This is a genomic window from Flavobacterium piscis (assembly GCF_001686925.1).
GTDB classification, from domain to species: domain Bacteria; phylum Bacteroidota; class Bacteroidia; order Flavobacteriales; family Flavobacteriaceae; genus Flavobacterium; species Flavobacterium piscis.
The window spans coordinates 169,685-189,131 of sequence record NZ_LVEN01000010.1; the positions used below are offsets into that span (position 1 = coordinate 169,685).

The following is a 19,447-nucleotide window of genomic DNA, read 5'->3' on the forward strand; positions in this document are numbered from 1 at the left end:
AAATAGATTTACTGATTTACATAAGTATTAAAATAACCGCATTCTGCAATTACATCCTGATAGTATTTTGTGTCTGAATACTCTTTTTTCAAAGTTTTAAAACCACTCCATGCTATAAAATTAATTTTATCATCATTCGCTTCCCACCAATTTTTCAGATCATTGTACTTATTATTATAATATTCGTTTCGTTCGCATTTTGCCAACATATAGATGCATTTTGCCTTTTGCTCTTTTGTTGTTGCAGCTTCAAATGCTTTTTGATAATACATTTTAGGAACATCACAATTGGTAATCATTTTTTTCATTGAATCCCTAAACGAATACGGATTTGAACCGTAACCTACAATACTGGTTTCATAGAAAGTTCTGCCGTTCCCGAAATGGGTTATATTATAGAATGCATTCCCAAGCAATAAACTATTCGTATAGACATCTTCTTTTTGTGCCAGTTTATCCTGCATGGCTTTTATGGTATTCAAAAATTCAAGTTGAGAATATTTCTTTTTTTGATAAGCTGTGTGATCACAATCATGACAATCTTTAATATTCCCGTTAAACGGATTTCCTAAGAAAGTATAGTGCTGAACTGAATCTGTTTGCTGAATAAACGCAATCGCTTCAGGAATTTTATTGTTGAATGTGGCCTGAACTGCCTGAAAATTATTAATATCTTTTAATTTGAGATAGTAAATTCCAACCCCAATTTTCTCGATCTCAGTTTTATTTGGCTTAGCCAAAAATCCTTTCATATCTAATAAATTCTTCTCGTTATCATAAAAAGCATTCCCTGCACCCCAGTAATACAAATTCGAATGAGAATCGCCGCCAAATAACTCCTCCATTACAGGATTTGCTTTTGCTTTGTATAACGTAGCCAAATAATTCTTGCTCCATTGCGCCGCATTTTGATAACGGAATTCCTGACCCTTGTACGTTTTTGGAAGTTCCTGATACAACCAATTCAAATCGGCCAGGATTGTTTTTTCGTTTTTATCGGTGAGTTTATCGATTTTACTCATGTTATTTACAAAACGAAGTAATCGCAGTTGGTAATTGGCCAATTCGGTTTTTGGCATTGTTTTCTCCGCTTTATTCAAATTAGTATCGGCGGCGGCATAATCACCTTTTAAAGTTTGCAAATATCCTAATGAAATATCCCATAAATAAGGTTTTTCGGTATTTCCTGCAGCAGCAATTTTAGAAACTAAATCAAACGCTTTTGCATTCATTTTAGCTTTATTTGCTTCTCTGTTTTCAGTAACTGTTTGTTTAACCGTTGGCGAATTATAATCGTCAGCATTTGTTTTTACCTCAAATGAATTATTTATTGCTTGCTCCTGGTTGTTCACCAATCTGGTTAACAAATAGTTTAGATGTTCACTTTTGGGATCTAATTCGTAAATTTTTCCGATGGCCTGAGCTTCATCTTTATAATAACCATGAATGGCCCAAAGTGCTGCTTTTTCTTTATTGTTTTTTGCCATTGCCAAAGACTTGTTCCAGTCGGCATCGTTTTGCGGACGAAAGCTATAAGCTGTCACCACACGCAATTCAGGACATTTATCAAATACCTGCGCATACAAATAATTTGAAGTCGAATACTTTTTCTGCTGATAGTTTATTCCCGCCACGTAAGAAAGGGCGCGGTAATACAACGTATTTTTCGCTACAGAAGCTTCGGTTTTATTAAAAAACTCAATTGCTTTTTTCTTGTTGCTGCTGTAAAAATAAGCTTTCATGGCAAGAAACCAATATCTGTTTTTTAGAAATGAATCTGAGGTTGTATTGTAAACATTCTCTATAGACTGAATCATTTTTAAATCATCAAAAGTTTTTGCCACAACGGGATCATAACTCCAATAATCATTGTTTATCGAAACTGTTTCTATTTTTTGTGCCAAATACAAAAACTCGATAAAACTCTTCACTTTTGCATCTTTCAAATCAATCTTTTTACCCCATTTTAATGAAGTCTGATTTTCTTTTTTATTTTTAAAGAAAACATGAAGCTGCGTAATATCTGTTTTATTTTGAGCCGTTTTTTTCTCAGAAGAATATCTTGGCGTTTCCTCCCCAATTAAAAAATAATTTACGGTTGTCGTATCTATTTTTCCTTTCAAAAACGTACTCCAATCCGATTTTATATCGTCATTGAATCTTGAATTGTGTTGCGTATCAAAACCAATTCCGTAGAAAACATCGCCGGACAAAAAAAGCGGCGAATATGATTTGTCAGTAAATGTTTCAGGCGTAAAGTTAGAATTATAACCAAAGAAATCCCAGTCATCTCCGCCTCCACACGCATGAATTATTCCGTAAACAGAAAGTAAAGCAGCACTAGAAACAAGAAATAACTTGTTTAAAAATATTCTTTTCATAGTTTTTAATATTGAATTCGTCTAAATCGTAAAATATAATTTCCTTTGGGCGCTGAACTAAATTATCATCTAATTCTTCTGCCATTTCTTTTAAATCTTCTGAAGATATGGCTTCTATTTTAAGCAAATCATTTTCTTCATAATAAGTTCCATTTTTATAATTTGATTTTTTCACCTTAAAAAAGAGACCGTCAAGCGGTTCAAAATTAGCATCTTTTTTAAGTTCTTTCGCATTGATTTTCGAACGCAATCCAATTACTTTTTGATTCCGGATATGAACTGCCCAGGAATATATGGGCAAAGCAAAATCGAGATGCAGTGGATATTTTTTCAGGCTAGTTAAGTATTTCCCGGCGATTTTTTTGCTGTAAATCGAATTTAACGAATCCGGCGCAATTGTCCCCATGTTATAATACATTAAAACTCCTGAATCGACATTTGGAATTTTAGTCTTTTTAAAATACTTCACCTGATGCAAACGAATTGTTGCCGAAAGTTTTTTCTTCGAAAGTTTTTTAAATTGTTCTATAAATTTAAGATAATTATCTTTGCTTTTTAATGTCCAATCGCAATCGATTTGAATTTCCTGACAAGAAATTTCATTCTTAGCATTAATTTCTTCGACCAACCGAACGGTTTTCTGAGCCAAATCATCAATATCAAGATGAGGCAAAGACATGACCTTATTTTGAATAAAAACTACCGGAACTACATTAAAAGCATTACTATTTTCCTGAAAACGAATGGGACTTATAGGGATTGGTTCTTTGGTTTCCGGATAGAAACCTATGTCGAAATAGCGAATATAAAGCTTACTGACTTCATTATCCTGCAGGACTTTTTTCTCGGTCTCCGATAATTTAAAGATGGTTTTCCAATAATAAAAAGCTACGACTGGCTTTTCATTTTTACCACAAGAAATCAGTAAAAAAAACAATACACCAACGAAAAATCTTTTTGTCAAAACGGGGAAAAATTATATTTAAAATCAAAAGTAAGAAATTATATCGTGGCGGTAATTTCAAATTTAAAAAAATTAACCCTTGACGAAAGCTACAAATCCTAATAAATGGATAAAAAATTTCAATTAAAGCAAATATAATCGTTATTTTGTGCAATCAAATTCAGAAAACATTATGTTGAAAAACAACTTCAGATATATTTCCTTTTTACTGGTATTTTTAATGTTGAGCTGCGCCAAACGAGGCAGCATTACCGGCGGATTAAAAGACACGCTTGCTCCGGTTTTAAAATATAGTTCTCCAAAGAACATGAGTACTAATTTTGAAGGAGACGAAATTATTTTAGGATTTGATGAATATGTAAAGCTTAAAAACCTGAACAAACAGCTTATTATTTCGCCTCCTATGAAACATGAGCCGTTGATTCTGCCAACAACTGCAAGCAAAGTTATTACGATAAAGATAAAAGATACTTTACAGCCTAATACAACGTATAGCTTTAACTTTGGGCAAAGTATTGCAGACAATAATGAAGGAAATGCCATCAATCAGTTTAAGTACATTTTTTCGACAGGATCTTATATTGATTCGCTTTCTATTAGCGGACAAATTAAAGATGCGTACGAAAAAAATGTAGATAATTTTGTATCTGTAATGCTTTATGAAGTGAATGATACTTTTAAAGATTCTGTAATTTACAAACAAAGCCCCCGATACATTACCAACACTTTAGACAGTTTGAGAACTTTTAAATTAGAAAATTTAAAGGCAGGAAAATATCTGTTGGTAGCACTAAAGGACAAAGGCGGAAACAACAGATACAATCCAAAAGATGATAAAATTGGATTCCTGAAACATTATATAACGGTACCAAATGACACTGTATTTGAGTTAGAATTATTTAAAGAAGTGCTTCCGCTAAAAACGTTTAAACCTATTCAGGCATCCGGAAACAGATTGTATCTGCCTTATGAAGGAAAACAAAACTTTAAGGAGTCTAAACCTAAAATTGTACTGAAACACAATAATGAAGTTTTGGAAACGATTGTAACTGCCTTTCCTAAAAAGGATTCTCTACAAGTTTGGTACAAACCACTAAAAGCAGATTCTTTGTCTATGGAAGTTAGCAGGGACACCTATAATAAACGTTTTTCATTTAAAGTAAAAGACCTGAAAAAAGACACCTTAAATATTACAGCCGTACAAAACGGAGTTATAAATTTCAGAGACCGTTTTACCTTAGAATCAGCAACACCATTGGTTAAATTTGACAAATCAAAGATGACCTTAGTCAACAAAGATTCCGTGGCTGTAGACTTTACTACGGAATATGACGAATTCGACCAAAAACTATATGTCGACTTTAAAAAAGAACCGGTCGACAAATACAATATGACATTTTTCCCAGGTGCACTGACTGATTTTTATGAGAAAACAAACGACACGCTTGCTTTTAAATTAACTACAAAAGAACACGCAGATTACGGAAATCTTGTTTTGAACTTACGAAATGTAAAACGTTTTCCTATAATTGTTGAGATTACGAATAAAAAAGGAGATGTTGTACTCGCAAGTGCGTATTCTGAAGGAAATACAAAAATCACTTTTGACTTACTGCAGCCTGAATCCTTTACGCTGCGAATAACCTACGATGATAATAAAAACAAAAGGTATGACGCTGGAAGTTTCCTAAACAAGACCTATGCTGAGGAAGTGTTTTATTACCAAAAAGAAGTTGATGTAAGAACCAATTGGGATGTAGACGAAACAATCGATTTAAGCATACCATATAATCCTGAAGTCGAGAAAAAACAACTCGACAAGAAGAAAAAAGAAGACGCCAAAAAAAGAACAGCGTTCTAGATTTTAATCTCAAAAATATCTTTATCATTTAAGAAATCGAGTTTTTTTCGCGTTTCTATCATGGCTTTTTTATCTAATTCAACGATAAAAACAGACTCGGTTTCTTGTGGTTCCAGAATAAAATTTCCTAAAAAATCAATGACTTGCGAATGCCCAACATGTTCATAATTGTTGGCATCCAGACCTACTCTATTTACGCCTGCGACATAACTTAAATTTTCGATTGCTCTTGCTTTTAGTAAAGTATCCCAAGCATTCGTTCTCACTTTAGGCCAATTGGCCACATATAAAAGCAGGTCATAATTTTCGACATTTCGGGCAAAAACCGGAAACCTTAAGTCGTAACAAACCTGTAGGCAGATCTTCCAATCCAGATACTCTACAATTACTTTTTCTTTTCCGCTGGTGTAAAATTGATCTTCTCCTGCAAGCGAAAACAAATGTCGCTTGTCATAATACTCAATTTTGCCTGACGGAAAAACAAACAGCATTCTGTTATAATACTTTTCATTCTCAAGAATAATCAAACTTCCCGTAATGGCGAAGTTTTTTTGTTTTGCCAAAGATTGAAGCCAAAGTACGGTTTCACCCTGCATAGTTTCAGCAACTTCGGGAGCATTCATAGTAAATCCTGTTGAAAACATCTCAGGAAGAACCACCAAATTAACGCTGGAATCGATCTGATTTATCTTCGATTCAAAGCTTTTTCTGTTTTTAAAAACATCTTCCCAATAAAGATCTGATTGTATAAGTGCGATTTTCATTTTATATTTTTTTGGCTTAAAGCTAAATAAGAACTAAATCTGGAAAAGCTGCCTTATAAGCCTTTAACTTTTCGTTTTCCGAATCAACTTCGGTAACGATATAATCAACATCAGATAAACTTGCAATTTTCATTTTTAGCACTGTATTGAGTTTTTCGGTAATTGTTATAATTGCTGTTTTTTTTGAGGCCTGAATCATCGCTTTTTTTACTTGTACGGTTTCCCAATCTGAATCAGAATACCCACCGTCTACATCTAAAGCATTTGTTCCTAAAATCAATAAATCTGCCTTAATATTTGCCAATTGATGATATACCTCTCCACTCACACACATTTGGCTGTAAGACGACACGCTACCCCCAATCATGATGACTTTTATATTAGGTTTATCCAGAAGCTGCACCGCTGTAACAACAGTAATTGTAAAAATAGTAAGATTTAAATCATTCGGAATTAATCGAATAAACTCCCTAATCGTAGTTCCCCCATCAAGCAACAATACCATACCATCATGTAGCAAATTCACTGTTTTCTGAGCAATGATTTGCTTTGACTCGATTTCATATGTTTGATTTGACGATGTATAATGATACCCTTTTGTCATAGCACCACCCTTTACCTTAATCAATAATGATTCTGATTCAAGTTCATTAATATCGCGTCTAACGGTATCTTCTGAAACACCTAACTTAGCCGAAAGCGTTTCAAAACTTACACGGGTATGGAGGTTAATTTCTTTTAGGATATGTTTTTTACGCTCTTCCTTAGTATAATTTACTAATTCACTATCATTCATTAGGATTAATTTTATTGGAGTAAATTTAAGCATTTAATGCAATATTATTGCAAAACAAAAAACGCATCTGCCATAGCAGATGCGTTTTTATTATTAAAACTAAATATAATTCAGATTATCCTTTTAAGCTTGCTGCTAAATACTCACGGTTCATACGCGCGATATTTTCAAGAGAAATTCCTTTTGGACATTCTACTTCACAAGCTCCGGTATTAGTACAGTTACCAAATCCTTCTAAATCCATTTGGTGTACCATGTTTAATACACGATCAACCGCTTCTACTTTACCTTGAGGTAATAATGCATATTGAGATACTTTCGCAGAAACGAACAACATTGCTGATGAGTTTTTACAAGTTGCAACACAAGCTCCACAACCAATACAAGCAGCAGCATCAAATGATTTATCTGCATCGTGTTTGTTAATCGGAATTGTATTTGCATCGATTGTATTTCCCGAAGTATTTACCGAGACAAATCCTCCAGCATGTTGAATTCTGTCAAAAGAACTTCTGTCAACAACTAAATCTTTAATTACAGGGAAAGCTTTTGCTCTAAATGGCTCAATAAAAATCGTATCACCATCTTTAAACATACGCATGTGCAACTGACAAGTTGTTACTCCTCTGTCTGGTCCGTGCGCTTCTCCGTTGATGAACAAAGAACACATTCCGCAGATTCCTTCACGACAATCGTGGTCAAATGCTACTGGCTCTTCTCCTTTATTGATCAATTGCTCGTTAAGAACATCAAGCATTTCAAGGAAAGACATATCTGGTTCGATTCCGTCGATTGGGTAATCAACAATTCCCCCTTTATCCTGGGCGTTTTTCTGACGCCATATTTTTAATGTAAGTTTCATTTTGTATAAGTTTTAAGTATCAAGAAGTCTGAACTTTCTTAAATACTATTTGTAGCTTCTTTGAACTAATTTAATGTTTTCGTAAACCAGAGGTTCTTTGTGTAATACGGCATCACTTGGTTTTCCTTTGTATTCCCAGGCTGCAACATATGCAAAGTTTTCGTCATCACGAAGTGCTTCTCCTTCTTCTGTTTGGTATTCTTCACGGAAGTGACCTCCACAAGACTCATTACGGTGTAATGCATCTTTCGCGAACAATTCTCCTAACTCTAAGAAATCGGCAACACGAGTCGCTTTCTCTAATTCCTGATTAAATTCGTTAGCGCTTCCAGGAACTTTTACATCTTTATAAAACTCTTCACGTAAAGCGGCAATTTCTTCGATAGCTTCAGCTAAACCTTTAGCATTACGAGCCATACCAACTTTATCCCACATAATTTTCCCTAATTTCTTGTGGAAATAATCTACAGAATGAGTTCCGTTATTATTGATAAATCTGTCGATTTGATCTTTTACTTCTTTTTCTGCTGCTAAGAATTCCGGTAAATCTGTAGAAATTTCTCCCATTTTAATATCCGGAGCTAAATAATCTCCAATAGTATAAGGTAATACGAAATATCCATCAGCTAAACCTTGCATTAAAGCAGAAGCTCCAAGTCTGTTTGCTCCGTGATCAGAGAAGTTAGATTCTCCAATTGAGAAACATCCCGGAATTGTAGTCATTAAATTATAATCAACCCAAGTTCCCCCCATTGTGTAGTGAACCGCTGGGTAAATCATCATTGGTGTTGTATACGGATCTTCGTCAACGATTTTGTAATACATCTGGAATAAGTTTCCGTATTTACTTTTCACGATTTCAGCTCCTAATTTTGTTACCAAAGCAGCATCATTAGCATCTAAACCTTTTACAAAAGCTTCTTCAGTTCCGTAACGTTTGATCGCTGCAGCAAAGTCCAGGTAAACTGCTTCTCCTGTTTTATTAACACCAAAACCAGCATCACATCTTTCTTTTGCAGCACGAGACGCTACGTCACGAGGTACTAAGTTACCAAAAGCAGGATATCTTCTTTCTAAGAAATAATCTCTCTCCGCTTCAGATAAATCAGTTGCTTTTTTCTTTCCTTCACGGATTGCTTTTGCATCTTCTAATTTTGCAGGAACCCAAATACGTCCGTCATTACGTAACGATTCAGACATCAAAGTCAGTTTTGACTGGTGATCTCCAGAAACCGGAATACAAGTTGGGTGAATTTGTGTGTAACAAGGATTTGCAAAAAATGCTCCTTTTTTATGAATTTTCCAAGCTGCTGTTGCGTTACTTCCCATAGCGTTTGTTGACAAGAAAAATACGTTTCCGTATCCTCCAGAACCAACTACTACCGCGTGAGCAGAATGTCTTTCTATTTCTCCAGTGATTAAGTTACGAGCGATAATACCTCTTGCTTTTCCGTTCACAATTACGATGTCAAGCATTTCGTGACGGTTGTACATTTTTATTTTTCCACGACCAATCTGACGGTTCATTGCAGAATAAGCTCCTAGCAATAATTGTTGTCCGGTTTGTCCTTGTGCATAAAAAGTACGGGAAACCAAAGTTCCTCCAAAAGAACGGTTATCTAAAAGTCCGCCATATTCACGAGCCAATGGCACTCCTTGAGCCACACACTGGTCGATAATATTTGCCGAAACTTCAGCCAAACGGTGAACGTTTGCTTCACGAGCACGGTAGTCACCCCCTTTTACAGTATCATAAAATAATCTGTAAACCGAGTCACCATCACCTTTATAATTTTTTGCTGCATTGATTCCCCCTTGTGCTGCAATAGAGTGCGCACGACGTGGTGAATCTTGAAAGCAGAAAGCTTTTACGTTATATCCCTGCTCAGCCAAAGTAGCCGCAGCTGAACCTCCAGCCAAACCTGTACCAACGATAATAATATCTAAATTACGTTTATTTGCAGGGTTTACTAAATTAATATGATCTTTATAATCTGTCCATTTGTCCGATATTGGGCCATGTGGAATTTTTGAATCTAATGCCATTATAATTGATATTAATTATGTTGATTGAAATGATGAAATAATGCGATAATTACGAAAGCGGCTGGTACTACAACTGCAAAACCGTAACCCACTTTACTTAAAAATCTTGAATATTTATTGTGCATCCCCATTGACTGAAGCGATGAACCGAATCCGTGCCACAGGTGAAAACCTAATAAAACAAAAGATATACAATATATTCCTGTGCGGATTGGGTCATGAAATTTATGAACTAATTCTCCATAATACCTTGTAGCATCTGGCGTAGCACCTGCAATATATTTGTAGTTAACCTCTGGAAACCAGAAATCATAAAAATGCAATCCTAAGAAAGCCAAAATAACCAATCCAGAAATAATCATATTTCTAGAACTCCATGAAGCATTTGCAGCTCCGTTGTATTTTGCATACGAAATTGGTCTTGCAGCTGTGTTTTGAGCAGTCAATACAAATCCCATAACGAAATGGAAGATTACTCCGATTGCCAAAACTGGTTGCATTACATATTGAATCAGCGGATTGTATCCCATAAAGTGAGATGCTTCGTTAAAAACATTTTCACTAATAATAGAAATAAAATTTAAGGAAACATGCAGCGCTAAAAACGTGATTAAGAATATTCCCGAAAGGGCCATAGCCACTTTCTTTAAGATGGAAGCATTCAACTGTGCAGATTGTGCCATAATTGTTTAAGTAGTTTGTTTTAAAAAATTACACAAAAATAACTCAATTAACAAAGAACTACAACCATTTCGCTGTTATTTATAATGATTTTAAAATAGACTAAGTAATACGTATTTTTACGTATAAACAATGTTGTATCCCAAATTATTTCATTATAAAAATCAATAAAAATGCTTTTAAACCATATTTTCAGGATAAAAACAAGCATATTCGTTGATAAAAGTTTATCATATTATTATTTTAAGTAAACTTTTAATTTGTTTTCATCAAAAGTTACTCCTTACCTAAATTTTATAAGGTTTAAAAATTGTCATTCCGCAACATAATTTTACCTTTATCGGCTTCAAAAAAAATATAATGAAAACAGGAATTGACGCTATCTCTTTTGATGTAGCCAACATACATTTACCCATAAAAACTTTGGCAGTTGCCAGAAATATTGAACCCGAAAAATTAGAAAAGGGCCTGGGATTATTAAAAATGACTTTGCCGGACGTTCATCAGGACGCTGTGGTTTTTGGAGCCAACGCTTTGACAAAACTTATTATTGACAACAAAATAAACTTAAACGAAATTAGCCGAATCTATGTTGGAACCGAAAGTGGCATAGACAGCTCGAAACCAATAAGTTCTTTCTTAATTAGTTTAATGGAGCAAAAATTTGGAGAAGATACATTAGCAGAATGTGATGTAGTCGATTTTACTTTTGCCTGCATTGGAGGTGTTGATGCCTTGCAAAACTGTATTGATTTTGTAAAATTAAATCCAAATAAGAAAGCAATTGTGGTTACCACAGATTTTGCCAAGTACGATTTAAATTCTACCGGAGAATATACTCAAGGTGCCGGAGCTTTGGCAATGCTAATCACTTCGAACCCGCGAATCATTGCTTTTGATGAAAATTGGGCAACAAGTACAAAAGGCGTTTTTGACTTTTTCAAACCTTACAGAACTATCTCAAAAGAAGCGATTACTCAAAACAAAAACAACGATGTGTGGTTTGATAATTTAGAAGCCGAAATCGAAATTCATAAAGATCAACCGGTTTTTGATGGCCAGTATTCGAACCAATGCTACATGGATCGTACGCGTAACGCTTACTTTTCATTTAAGAAATTAAAAAATACAACAGAAACTTTATACAATTCCTGGAACAGTATTATTATGCATCTTCCCTATTCTTTTCAGGGACGCAGAATGTTGTCTGAAATTTATGCTTTAGACAGTTCTGATAAAATTATCTCAGAAAATATCGAGCCGGCAGATTATCAGAATAAAATCAAAGAAGTTGGAAAATCTGATGAATACAGAAAGTTTGTAACCGAGAAATTACAACCCGCAGAATTGGCTTCATCTTTAATAGGAAACCTTTATACAGGATCCATATTCATGGGATTATTATCGACTTTGGCTCATTATTATGATACAAAACAAGAAGTTGCCGGAAAAAAATTCGGTTTCCTGGCTTACGGAAGCGGATCGAAATCGAAAGTTTTTGAAGGAACAATTCAACCGGAATGGCAATTAGCTTTAGCCAAAGTAAAACTTTTTGAAAATCTGGAAGAAAGTACAGAAATTGGTTTTGAAACTTATGAAAGCCTTCACAAAAAGCAACAAAAACAAAGTGTTCGAAGTCCTAAAAACGAATGGGTTTTAGATCGAATTGAAAAAGAGATTCCAAATTTGATTGGGGCTAGATATTATAAATGGATTGACTAAAGTTCCAAATTTCCAAATTCCAATAACACAAAACCGAAGCATTTAACTTCGGTTTTTTTTATGCTTTGCGGAAAATTTAACCGCAAGGTACGCTAGGAATTAAGCAAGGTTCGCAAAGCTTGGTGTCTACAAAAGTCAAAACCTTGCGAACCTTGCGTAGGCCTTTGCGCACTTAGCGGTTAAATAAAAAATCAATACTTCTTATGCTGTTCCGTATAAGTTTGATTTCCCTTAATTGCCTCGTCATGAACATGCATTCCGTTTGACATTCCAAGCATAAAGGCTGTAATAATTAAAAGTAGTTTCCTTTTTACCCAATGAATTGGGCGTTTAGATTGCTCTAAACGTGTTTTATTTTTGTGTTTATACATTTTAAAAATGATAAATGATTAGACATTATTGTATCATCTTATGCTTTGAAGCGCATAAATGCTCAGAAATTTCTAAGCGCTGTATAAACCTTTATAAAAATTATTTGAAGTGATTATTTCGCTTATAAAAACAGCTTGTCTTATAAGTGAATTTATATTTTGATGAAGAAGCTTTTGTAATTTTTGAATAATCTGAATTTGAAAACTGCGAACTTGCTTAAATTCGAGATAATTTACAGGAAATGAGAATGCAATTTTCAGGAAAACAGATCGATTGAATATGTATAAACGAGATTTTTTAAATTCAAGTCCTGAAATCACAAACGAAGACTGATAATAATCTGCTGCTTTTGATTGAGAAACCGAAGTACCATCACTCGCAATCACCACAAAAGCGAGAAAGACATAGATTAGGTATTTTAGGTGTTTATTCAATTTGTTTCGAATATCATTCATTTATTGCAACGAAAATACAAATTAAAACAAAATAGCCATTACACTTTCTTTATAATTCTTAGAAACCGGAAGTTCGATTTGAGTCAGAATAACGGTATTTGAATTTCTCCAGGATTTAAAATGAAGTGGATTTATTAAATGAGAACGATGAATTTGGATTAAAAAAGTAAAATCTTCCAGAATTTTTTTTAGGGAAGAACGAATCAGTTTTGAATGTAGTTTTTCGTTTTCGATATAAAAAATCTCCACATAATTTTGAGCGTTAGAAATACAAACCAAATCGGCTTTTTTGATTTTTAAAATATCTAGTTTATTTTCTCCTGTGAATGTTACAACATCATCCTTTACCGGAATGAGTTTGATCAAATATCTTCTTGCCAGAATAATTACAGGAGTTAAAATCAAGGCAATTTTAATGAAAATAATCGAGAAGAATTCGACAAAAGTGTATCCGCCCTTTAAAACGGGACTTTTGTAAAAGACATAAATTCCAAATAGGTAAATTAGAAAGAAGAAAATAATACTTCCAATTTCTAAACTGAGATTCCATTTTGAGATTTTCTTGTAAATGCTTTTTTGAAGAACGGCCAAAACGCTATAACATAAAAAAGCCAAAACACTAAAACCAAAACTGATGAAAACCCAGAATCGGAAATTTAAAGTTCCGTCGTCAAAAGGTTTTATGATGAATGCGAAAGCAAAAATCCATAACGCAATAAGAAGTCCTACTACAAGATGATGTTTTATTGATGGATTTAATTCTTTCATTATTTATAAATCGTAAACTTATTATGCGTCAGGCCAAAACCAAGATTTTCGTATATCAGCACGTTTTCTACTCTTCTTTTATTTGTTGTAACTTCAATACTTTTCAAATTATTCAGATCTGCATACTGCAAGATCCTGTTTATTAATTGTCTTCCAATTCCTTTACCACGATAATTTTCGTTGATAAAAAATTCCTGGATTTCACCCACCAAACCGCAATGATGCAGAAGATTTTGTGTATGAAAACTAATAAAACCTACTCCTTCAGTTTCGTTTTCGGCTATTAGATACAAATTCTTTGGATTCGAAATATTCTCATTGAAGATTTCTTTGAATACTTCGAAATCTAATTCTTCATTTTCGAGTTCACAGATTGCTTTGTAGACAAAATCCAAATCTCTGTTTTCAACTTTTTTGATTTTTATTTTTGATTTCATAACCTTATAAATCGCAATGCTGTTTTTTTAATACATTCGAGATAAATTTGCGCTTCCATTACCAATTTTTCTTAACTCTTTAAGATCTGCTAACCATTCAATTGCTATAAATTTTGAACAATCATTTTTCAAGTCATCAGACCAGTCAATTAAAATAGCTGCGCTATCGTTTTTAATTTCGTTCTTGGCAAATTGATATGTTTTATTAAAATATGCCGCTCCTTCTCCCCTAAGATCAAAAGAAACATATTTTGTTTTTGAAAAAACTGCACACAATGAAAGTCGTTTTCTCTCACTGGTTTCAAGATTTTTCACTTTGTCTTTTTTAGTAAAATTATCGATTTCGAAAATTCTCAAGACTGAATTTTTTAGATTTGCATTCTTTTTTAAATACCTTCCCACACTCATCGGATTAAATATTCTTTTTAGTGCTGATTCTTCGATTGGTGCTGCAAAAGTCAACGGTTTTGTTACTTTTACATTCTCATGATGTACTTTTCCTGCAAAAATAGCCACCAATTGCTCTTTCAGATATCTTTACAAATACTCATTTAACTCAAGACGCTCAAATTTAACCTTGTATTTCTGAACGTAATTATTCCATCCTTGTTTATGATTTTCATTATTATAAATTGCTGCCGCATAATCAACAATTTCTTTACTAAAATGATTTCCAAAAATAGCATCTAAATTCTCTATTCCAGCATCAACAATTCGTTTTAAAATTGATAATTTATCTTTTCCATTTTCTTTACAAACCTTATCGAGCCATAATCCCTTACCTATTTTTACATACTCTTCTAGCAAACTATCGGTAATAAATTCAGAAGGAATATCATTTATATTGGGTTCGTGTTTTCCATTTTTGAATGTCGTTAAAATCAATTCTTCAGAATAAAATTCTATTGGAATAAGCGAAATGAGCGTTCCGCTTTTTGCCGCTTTTAGGCAAAGTTCTTTTGTTATAAATTCATTCGGTATTTTCTGAATAGCAAATCCATCTTTAGTTACTAATTTTTCGCAAAGTTCACGAGTAATAAATTCCTGACTAACATATTGTAATGCATGAAATGTAATATTTAATGCAAGTTCACACAATTCCTGAGTTTTGTATTGAGAAGGAACTAACTTTAAATCGCGATAATTAGCTGATACCCGATTTTGCCAATACTCATAAGTTTTCGCAGGCGGATTATTTTGTTTTAAAACCAATTCTCCGTTTTCTAATTCGCGTTTTAACTCTTCGAAAGTTTCTATTAAAGGATTTTCAAGATGTTTACGTAATTCTATCGAGATAATATCTTCTTCACTTTCATCATCATATTCACAACTGTTTTTAGCCTCAAAATCATCTGTTTTATCGTTGTAATAAAACAAATCATTTTTTCGATCTGTAAAAGTCGTATAGTGATCTTCGACTATAAAAACGGGAGCTTCAATTATGCCTGAGCATTTAAAATTTCCGTGATTATACGACGTCATGACAACTTCCTGAGCTTTTACATTGCCCATTATTTCGACATACGAACCGCCTAATAATAAACTCTGGCAATCGACATTGCCTTTTACAAAAACATAAGGCCCGTAATCGCCTTCGGCATTTATTATTGTTCCGGTTGTTGATAAATTTCCGTTTATTAAAATTCCTTCAATTCTTATTTTTTCAATTTCCTTTAAAGTAAAGTTTAAGATATATGCAAGCCATTTTTTCTCTTTGTCTTCATAAAGATCTAAATAGAAATTACCTTCAAAAGTCACATCTTCGTTTGCAATAAGAAAGAAATCCTGATCGTCCCATTCTTCAAAATAATCAAATCCTTCATGATCGATTAAAAATGGGAATTGAAATTTGATTTCTTTTATTGTTATTAGTTTAAAGTTTGAATGCTGCATTTTATTTTTTTATTAGAAACTGTGTAGCTTTTTATGCCACAGATTAAAACCATTTTAAAGATTTCTTAATATAACAACGCAATAATTACATTTTCAATTCCATTATGGGCAAATGTCGATCTTTGATAGAAGTTTCTATTTGACCGATCTTTACAAACCCGAATTTAATGTAAAAACTCTCGGCATTTGGTTCTGAATTCAGCACTACTTTTTGCACACTTAAGTCTTGTAAACGAACAAGAAAATCATTCATTAATAATTTCCCAAATCCTTTGCCAATAAAATCAGGCAAAACAAACAAATTATCGAGCTTTATACTATTTTCACTTTCGTGAAAGAATGAATAATAGCCAATTATCTGATTATCTAACATTAAATTAAAAACTGAATTCGTCCCGATGTATTCTTCTGTAATCGTTAGAAACGGAGACCAATCTTCTATTTGTTCATTAGAATATCCCCAGTAGGCTTTTGACTTTTTGGTTATTTGGGTTAAGATTTCGTGATCGCTTGGGATTGCCTTTTGTATGGTCATTATTATATTTTGCTTCAAAATTTTATTTAAAAAAATCATTAAATTTATCTAAAAAGCTTTTTCTATTTTCATCATTTTTAATTCCAACAGAAGAATTTGAAGACTTATAATTCTTATTGTGCTTTTCTAATTCATCTATAAATTGAGGAATACCATCAAGAAGCATTTTAGATATTACTTTTTATCCATAAAAATATACAAATTCAAACAATTTAAAACTCATTTCTTACACAAACATAAATATCTTATTAATATTGGAGTTGCGTGAGGGATAGAGGCGGTACCTCCCGATTTAGAAAAACAAGGCTTTTTAGCCATAGTTTTTGTTAATCGGGAATATAGCCGAGAGTCCGGTTCGCCGCGGCAAAACACGCCCTTATTAAGATTCTAAGGTTCTGAGAAGCTAAGTTGCTAAGATTTCTAAACCTTTGTGTCAATTCCTAACGAGATTGCTTCGTTCCTCGCAACGACAAAACTTTGTGTCTTAGCGCCTTCGTGGCAACCAAAACAAATAAGAAAACTTTAATAAATCAACTATACGCCACTTCTGTAAAAATCACTATTTTTGAAATCCGAAGTTCAAAACTCACATTATTATGAAATATCATCAAATAAACAGCGCTCTTTTTGTAAAAAATCGCAAAAAATTCACGGCAGAAATGAAACCTAACAGTGTTGCCGTTTTTAACTCAAATGACATTTATCCGGTTAGTGCTGATAGTACTTTGCCGTTTGCGCAGCACAGAGATATTTTTTATCTAAGCGGGGTAGATCAGGAAGAAAGTATTTTGCTTTTGTTTCCGGATGCGCCTTACGAGAACCAAAAAGAGATTCTTTTCCTGAAAGAAACCAACGATCATATCGCGGTTTGGGAAGGTGAAAAATTAAGTAAAGAACGCGCATTTCAGGTTTCTGGAATTAGAACTGTTTATTGGTTGCAGGATTTTCATAAAGTTTTGAACGAAATGATGACGTATGCTGATACGATGTACATTAATACTAACGAACATTATCGCGCCTCTGTTGAAACTGAAACCCGCGAAGCTCGTTTTATAAAATGGTGGAAAGAACGTTATCCGGCTCATAACGTTGCTAAAAGCAATCCAATTTTGCAACGTATTCGTTCTATAAAAGAAAGCGAAGAAATCGATTTGATCCAAAAAGCGTGTGATATTACTGAGAAAGGTTTTCGTAGATTATTGCCATTTGTAAAACCAAATGTTACGGAATATGAAATTGAAGCCGAATTGATTCACGAATTTGTTCGTAACCGTTCTAAAGGTTTTGCTTATACGCCAATTATTGCTTCGGGAAATAATGCAAACGTTCTACATTATATCGAAAACAATCAGCAATGTAAAGCCGGAGATTTGATTTTATTGGATGTTGCGGCTGAATATGCTAATTATTCCAGCGATATGACAAGAACAATTCCGGTTTCAGGAAAATATTCTGAAAGACAAAAAGCGGTTTACAATGCTGTTTTGAATGTGAAAAATGAAGCTACAAAAATGCTGACTCCTGGAACGCTTTGGAAACAATATCATATTGAAGTAGGTAAAATCATGACATCTGAATTATTAGGTTTGGGCTTATTAGACAAAGCCGATGTTCAGAACGAAAATCCGGAATGGCCAGCGTACAAAAAATATTTCATGCACGGAACTTCTCACCACATGGGACTTGACACGCACGATTACGGATTACTTCACGAACCTATGAAAGCCAATATGGTTTTTACGGTTGAACCAGGAATTTATATTCCGGCAGAAGGTTTCGGGATTCGTTTAGAAGATAACATTGTCGTTCAGGAAAAAGGTGAACCTTTTAACTTAATGCGCAACATCCCGATCGAAGTTGATGAAATCGAAAGTTTGATGAATTCTTAAAGAAAGAGAAAAGAATATAGATTATAGAATAAAGACGGTTGCAGCAATGTTGACCGTCTTTTTTTATTTTACCATATTAAATGATATAAATTTATTTAAAATTGAACCGAATAACTATTTTTTTGACTCTATTGAAGTTATATTCTTTCTAAGATTTTAGCTTTTCTTATCTTTGCAATTATAATTAAAACACTATTTTGAAAACTCTTTTATATAAAAATACCAAGATTTCTTATACTGATTCAGGTCAGGGAACTGCAATTGTATTGCTTCACGGCTTTTTAGAAAACAAAAAAATGTGGAAGGAATACGTGACTCTTTTCTCTGAAAAATATCGCGTTATCACAATCGATTTGTTAGGTCATGGCGATTCCGATTCTTTGGGGTATGTACATTCTATGGAGGATAATGCAAATGCTGTTCAGGAAGTTTTACAACATTTAAAAATAGAAAAAGCGACAATTTTAGGCCATTCTATGGGAGGTTATGTTGGTTTGGCTTTCGCCGAATTATTCCCGAAGAACATTCATAAACTGGTTTTATTAAATTCTACTTCCAAGGAAGATAGTGCGGAGAAAAAACTAAACCGAAGCCGCGCTATAAAAGCGGTAAAACAAAATTACGTGAACTTTGTAAGTCTCGCGATTAGTAATTTGTTTAGCGAAAACAACCGTACAAGATTAGCTGATGAAATAGAAAAAACAAAAGTTCAGGCGCTAAAAACTCCCCTGCAAGGAATTGTAGCTTCGCTGGAAGGAATGAAAATTAGAAAAGACAGAGAATCACTTTTAAAAGAAAATTTATTTCCGGTTTTATTGATTTTAGGTAAAAAAGATCCGGTTTTGAATTATGAAGAAAACATTTCTCAAATCGAAAATACAAACGTAAAACTAGTTTCTTTTGAAGATGGACATATGAGCCAAATTGAAAATAAAGAGGAATTGAAAACTACTTTATTGGATTTTTTCGAATAATTATAGTCCGTTTATAAAATCAAAAAAGGCTGTTCAAAAATTCTGAA

Annotated in this window: 19 protein-coding genes; 4 read left to right on the forward strand and 15 right to left on the reverse strand. The window is 33.5% G+C overall.

The window, feature by feature from the left end; translation table 11 throughout:
* Nucleotides 1-8: 8 nt before the first annotated feature.
* Nucleotides 9-2,381, reverse strand: a complete 2,373-nt coding sequence (locus FLP_RS06335) for a hypothetical protein (protein ID WP_065448673.1) — start codon at nt 2,379-2,381, stop codon at nt 9-11.
* On the reverse strand, nt 2,341-3,345 hold the full coding sequence (locus FLP_RS06340) for a hypothetical protein (RefSeq protein WP_065448674.1): 1,005 nt from the start codon (nt 3,343-3,345) through the stop codon (nt 2,341-2,343). The genes FLP_RS06335 and FLP_RS06340 overlap by 41 nt, the downstream gene beginning before the upstream one ends.
* A gap of 172 nt (nt 3,346-3,517) precedes the next feature.
* On the opposite strand from FLP_RS06340, the gene FLP_RS06345 reads away from it, so the two are divergent.
* Nucleotides 3,518-5,206 (forward strand): Ig-like domain-containing domain, encoded by a 1,689-nt coding sequence (locus tag FLP_RS06345; protein ID WP_065448675.1) that lies wholly within the window; start codon nt 3,518-3,520, stop codon nt 5,204-5,206.
* Here the strand turns inward: FLP_RS06345 and FLP_RS06350 are convergent.
* From FLP_RS06350 to FLP_RS06370, 5 genes are all read right to left on the reverse strand, one after another.
* Nucleotides 5,203-5,970 (reverse strand): amidohydrolase, encoded by a 768-nt coding sequence (locus tag FLP_RS06350; protein ID WP_065448676.1) that lies wholly within the window; start codon nt 5,968-5,970, stop codon nt 5,203-5,205. The genes FLP_RS06345 and FLP_RS06350 overlap by 4 nt on opposite strands.
* Before the next feature lie 22 nt (nt 5,971-5,992).
* On the reverse strand, nt 5,993-6,766 hold the full coding sequence (locus FLP_RS06355; RefSeq protein ID WP_065448799.1) for a DeoR/GlpR family DNA-binding transcription regulator: 774 nt from the start codon (nt 6,764-6,766) through the stop codon (nt 5,993-5,995).
* Nucleotides 6,767-6,881: 115 nt separating this feature from the next.
* Nucleotides 6,882-7,628: a succinate dehydrogenase/fumarate reductase iron-sulfur subunit gene (locus FLP_RS06360; RefSeq protein ID WP_065448677.1), complete on the reverse strand. Its 747-nt coding sequence runs from the start codon at nt 7,626-7,628 to the stop codon at nt 6,882-6,884.
* Nucleotides 7,629-7,673: 45 nt separating this feature from the next.
* Entirely contained in the window at nt 7,674-9,674 is a 2,001-nt protein-coding gene (locus FLP_RS06365) for a fumarate reductase/succinate dehydrogenase flavoprotein subunit (RefSeq protein WP_065448678.1), read from the reverse strand.
* A gap of 11 nt (nt 9,675-9,685) precedes the next feature.
* A complete protein-coding gene (locus FLP_RS06370; protein ID WP_065448679.1) occupies nt 9,686-10,357 on the reverse strand; it encodes a succinate dehydrogenase cytochrome b subunit in 672 nt (223 codons plus the stop codon).
* A gap of 358 nt (nt 10,358-10,715) precedes the next feature.
* On the opposite strand from FLP_RS06370, the gene FLP_RS06375 reads away from it, so the two are divergent.
* The gene (locus tag FLP_RS06375) at nt 10,716-12,077 is read left to right on the forward strand and encodes a hydroxymethylglutaryl-CoA synthase family protein (protein ID WP_065448680.1); all 1,362 of its coding nucleotides are present in this window, start codon (nt 10,716-10,718) and stop codon (nt 12,075-12,077) included.
* 191 nt (nt 12,078-12,268) lie between these two features.
* Here FLP_RS06375 and FLP_RS06380 read toward each other — a convergent pair whose 3' ends face one another.
* From FLP_RS06380 to FLP_RS25420, 8 genes are all read right to left on the reverse strand, one after another.
* A complete protein-coding gene (locus FLP_RS06380) occupies nt 12,269-12,448 on the reverse strand; it encodes a hypothetical protein (protein WP_065448681.1) in 180 nt (59 codons plus the stop codon).
* 72 nt (nt 12,449-12,520) lie between these two features.
* Nucleotides 12,521-12,883, reverse strand: a complete 363-nt coding sequence (locus FLP_RS06385; protein ID WP_123921649.1) for a hypothetical protein — start codon at nt 12,881-12,883, stop codon at nt 12,521-12,523.
* Nucleotides 12,884-12,925: 42 nt separating this feature from the next.
* Complete coding sequence (locus tag FLP_RS06390; RefSeq protein WP_065448683.1) at nt 12,926-13,672, reverse strand: LytTR family DNA-binding domain-containing protein; 747 nt, start codon at nt 13,670-13,672, stop codon at nt 12,926-12,928.
* Nucleotides 13,672-14,109, reverse strand: a complete 438-nt coding sequence (locus FLP_RS06395; protein WP_065448684.1) for a GNAT family N-acetyltransferase — start codon at nt 14,107-14,109, stop codon at nt 13,672-13,674. Before FLP_RS06395 ends, FLP_RS06390 begins: the two co-directional genes overlap by 1 nt.
* A gap of 27 nt (nt 14,110-14,136) precedes the next feature.
* Complete coding sequence (locus FLP_RS06400) at nt 14,137-14,571, reverse strand: hypothetical protein (protein WP_123921650.1); 435 nt, start codon at nt 14,569-14,571, stop codon at nt 14,137-14,139.
* Nucleotides 14,572-14,646: 75 nt separating this feature from the next.
* Nucleotides 14,647-16,002: a bactofilin family protein gene (locus tag FLP_RS06405; RefSeq protein ID WP_065448686.1), complete on the reverse strand. Its 1,356-nt coding sequence runs from the start codon at nt 16,000-16,002 to the stop codon at nt 14,647-14,649.
* Nucleotides 16,003-16,087: 85 nt separating this feature from the next.
* On the reverse strand, nt 16,088-16,537 hold the full coding sequence (locus tag FLP_RS06410; protein WP_065448800.1) for a GNAT family N-acetyltransferase: 450 nt from the start codon (nt 16,535-16,537) through the stop codon (nt 16,088-16,090).
* 22 nt (nt 16,538-16,559) lie between these two features.
* Entirely contained in the window at nt 16,560-16,703 is a 144-nt protein-coding gene (locus FLP_RS25420) for a hypothetical protein (protein WP_165606652.1), read from the reverse strand.
* Nucleotides 16,704-17,133: 430 nt separating this feature from the next.
* On the opposite strand from FLP_RS25420, the gene FLP_RS06415 reads away from it, so the two are divergent.
* Together FLP_RS06415 and FLP_RS06420 are read left to right on the forward strand one after the other, a co-directional pair.
* Nucleotides 17,134-18,426 (forward strand): aminopeptidase P family protein, encoded by a 1,293-nt coding sequence (locus tag FLP_RS06415; protein ID WP_065448687.1) that lies wholly within the window; start codon nt 17,134-17,136, stop codon nt 18,424-18,426.
* Between the two features lie 197 nt (nt 18,427-18,623).
* On the forward strand, nt 18,624-19,400 hold the full coding sequence (locus tag FLP_RS06420; protein ID WP_065448688.1) for an alpha/beta fold hydrolase: 777 nt from the start codon (nt 18,624-18,626) through the stop codon (nt 19,398-19,400).
* Nucleotides 19,401-19,447 lie beyond the last annotated feature (47 nt).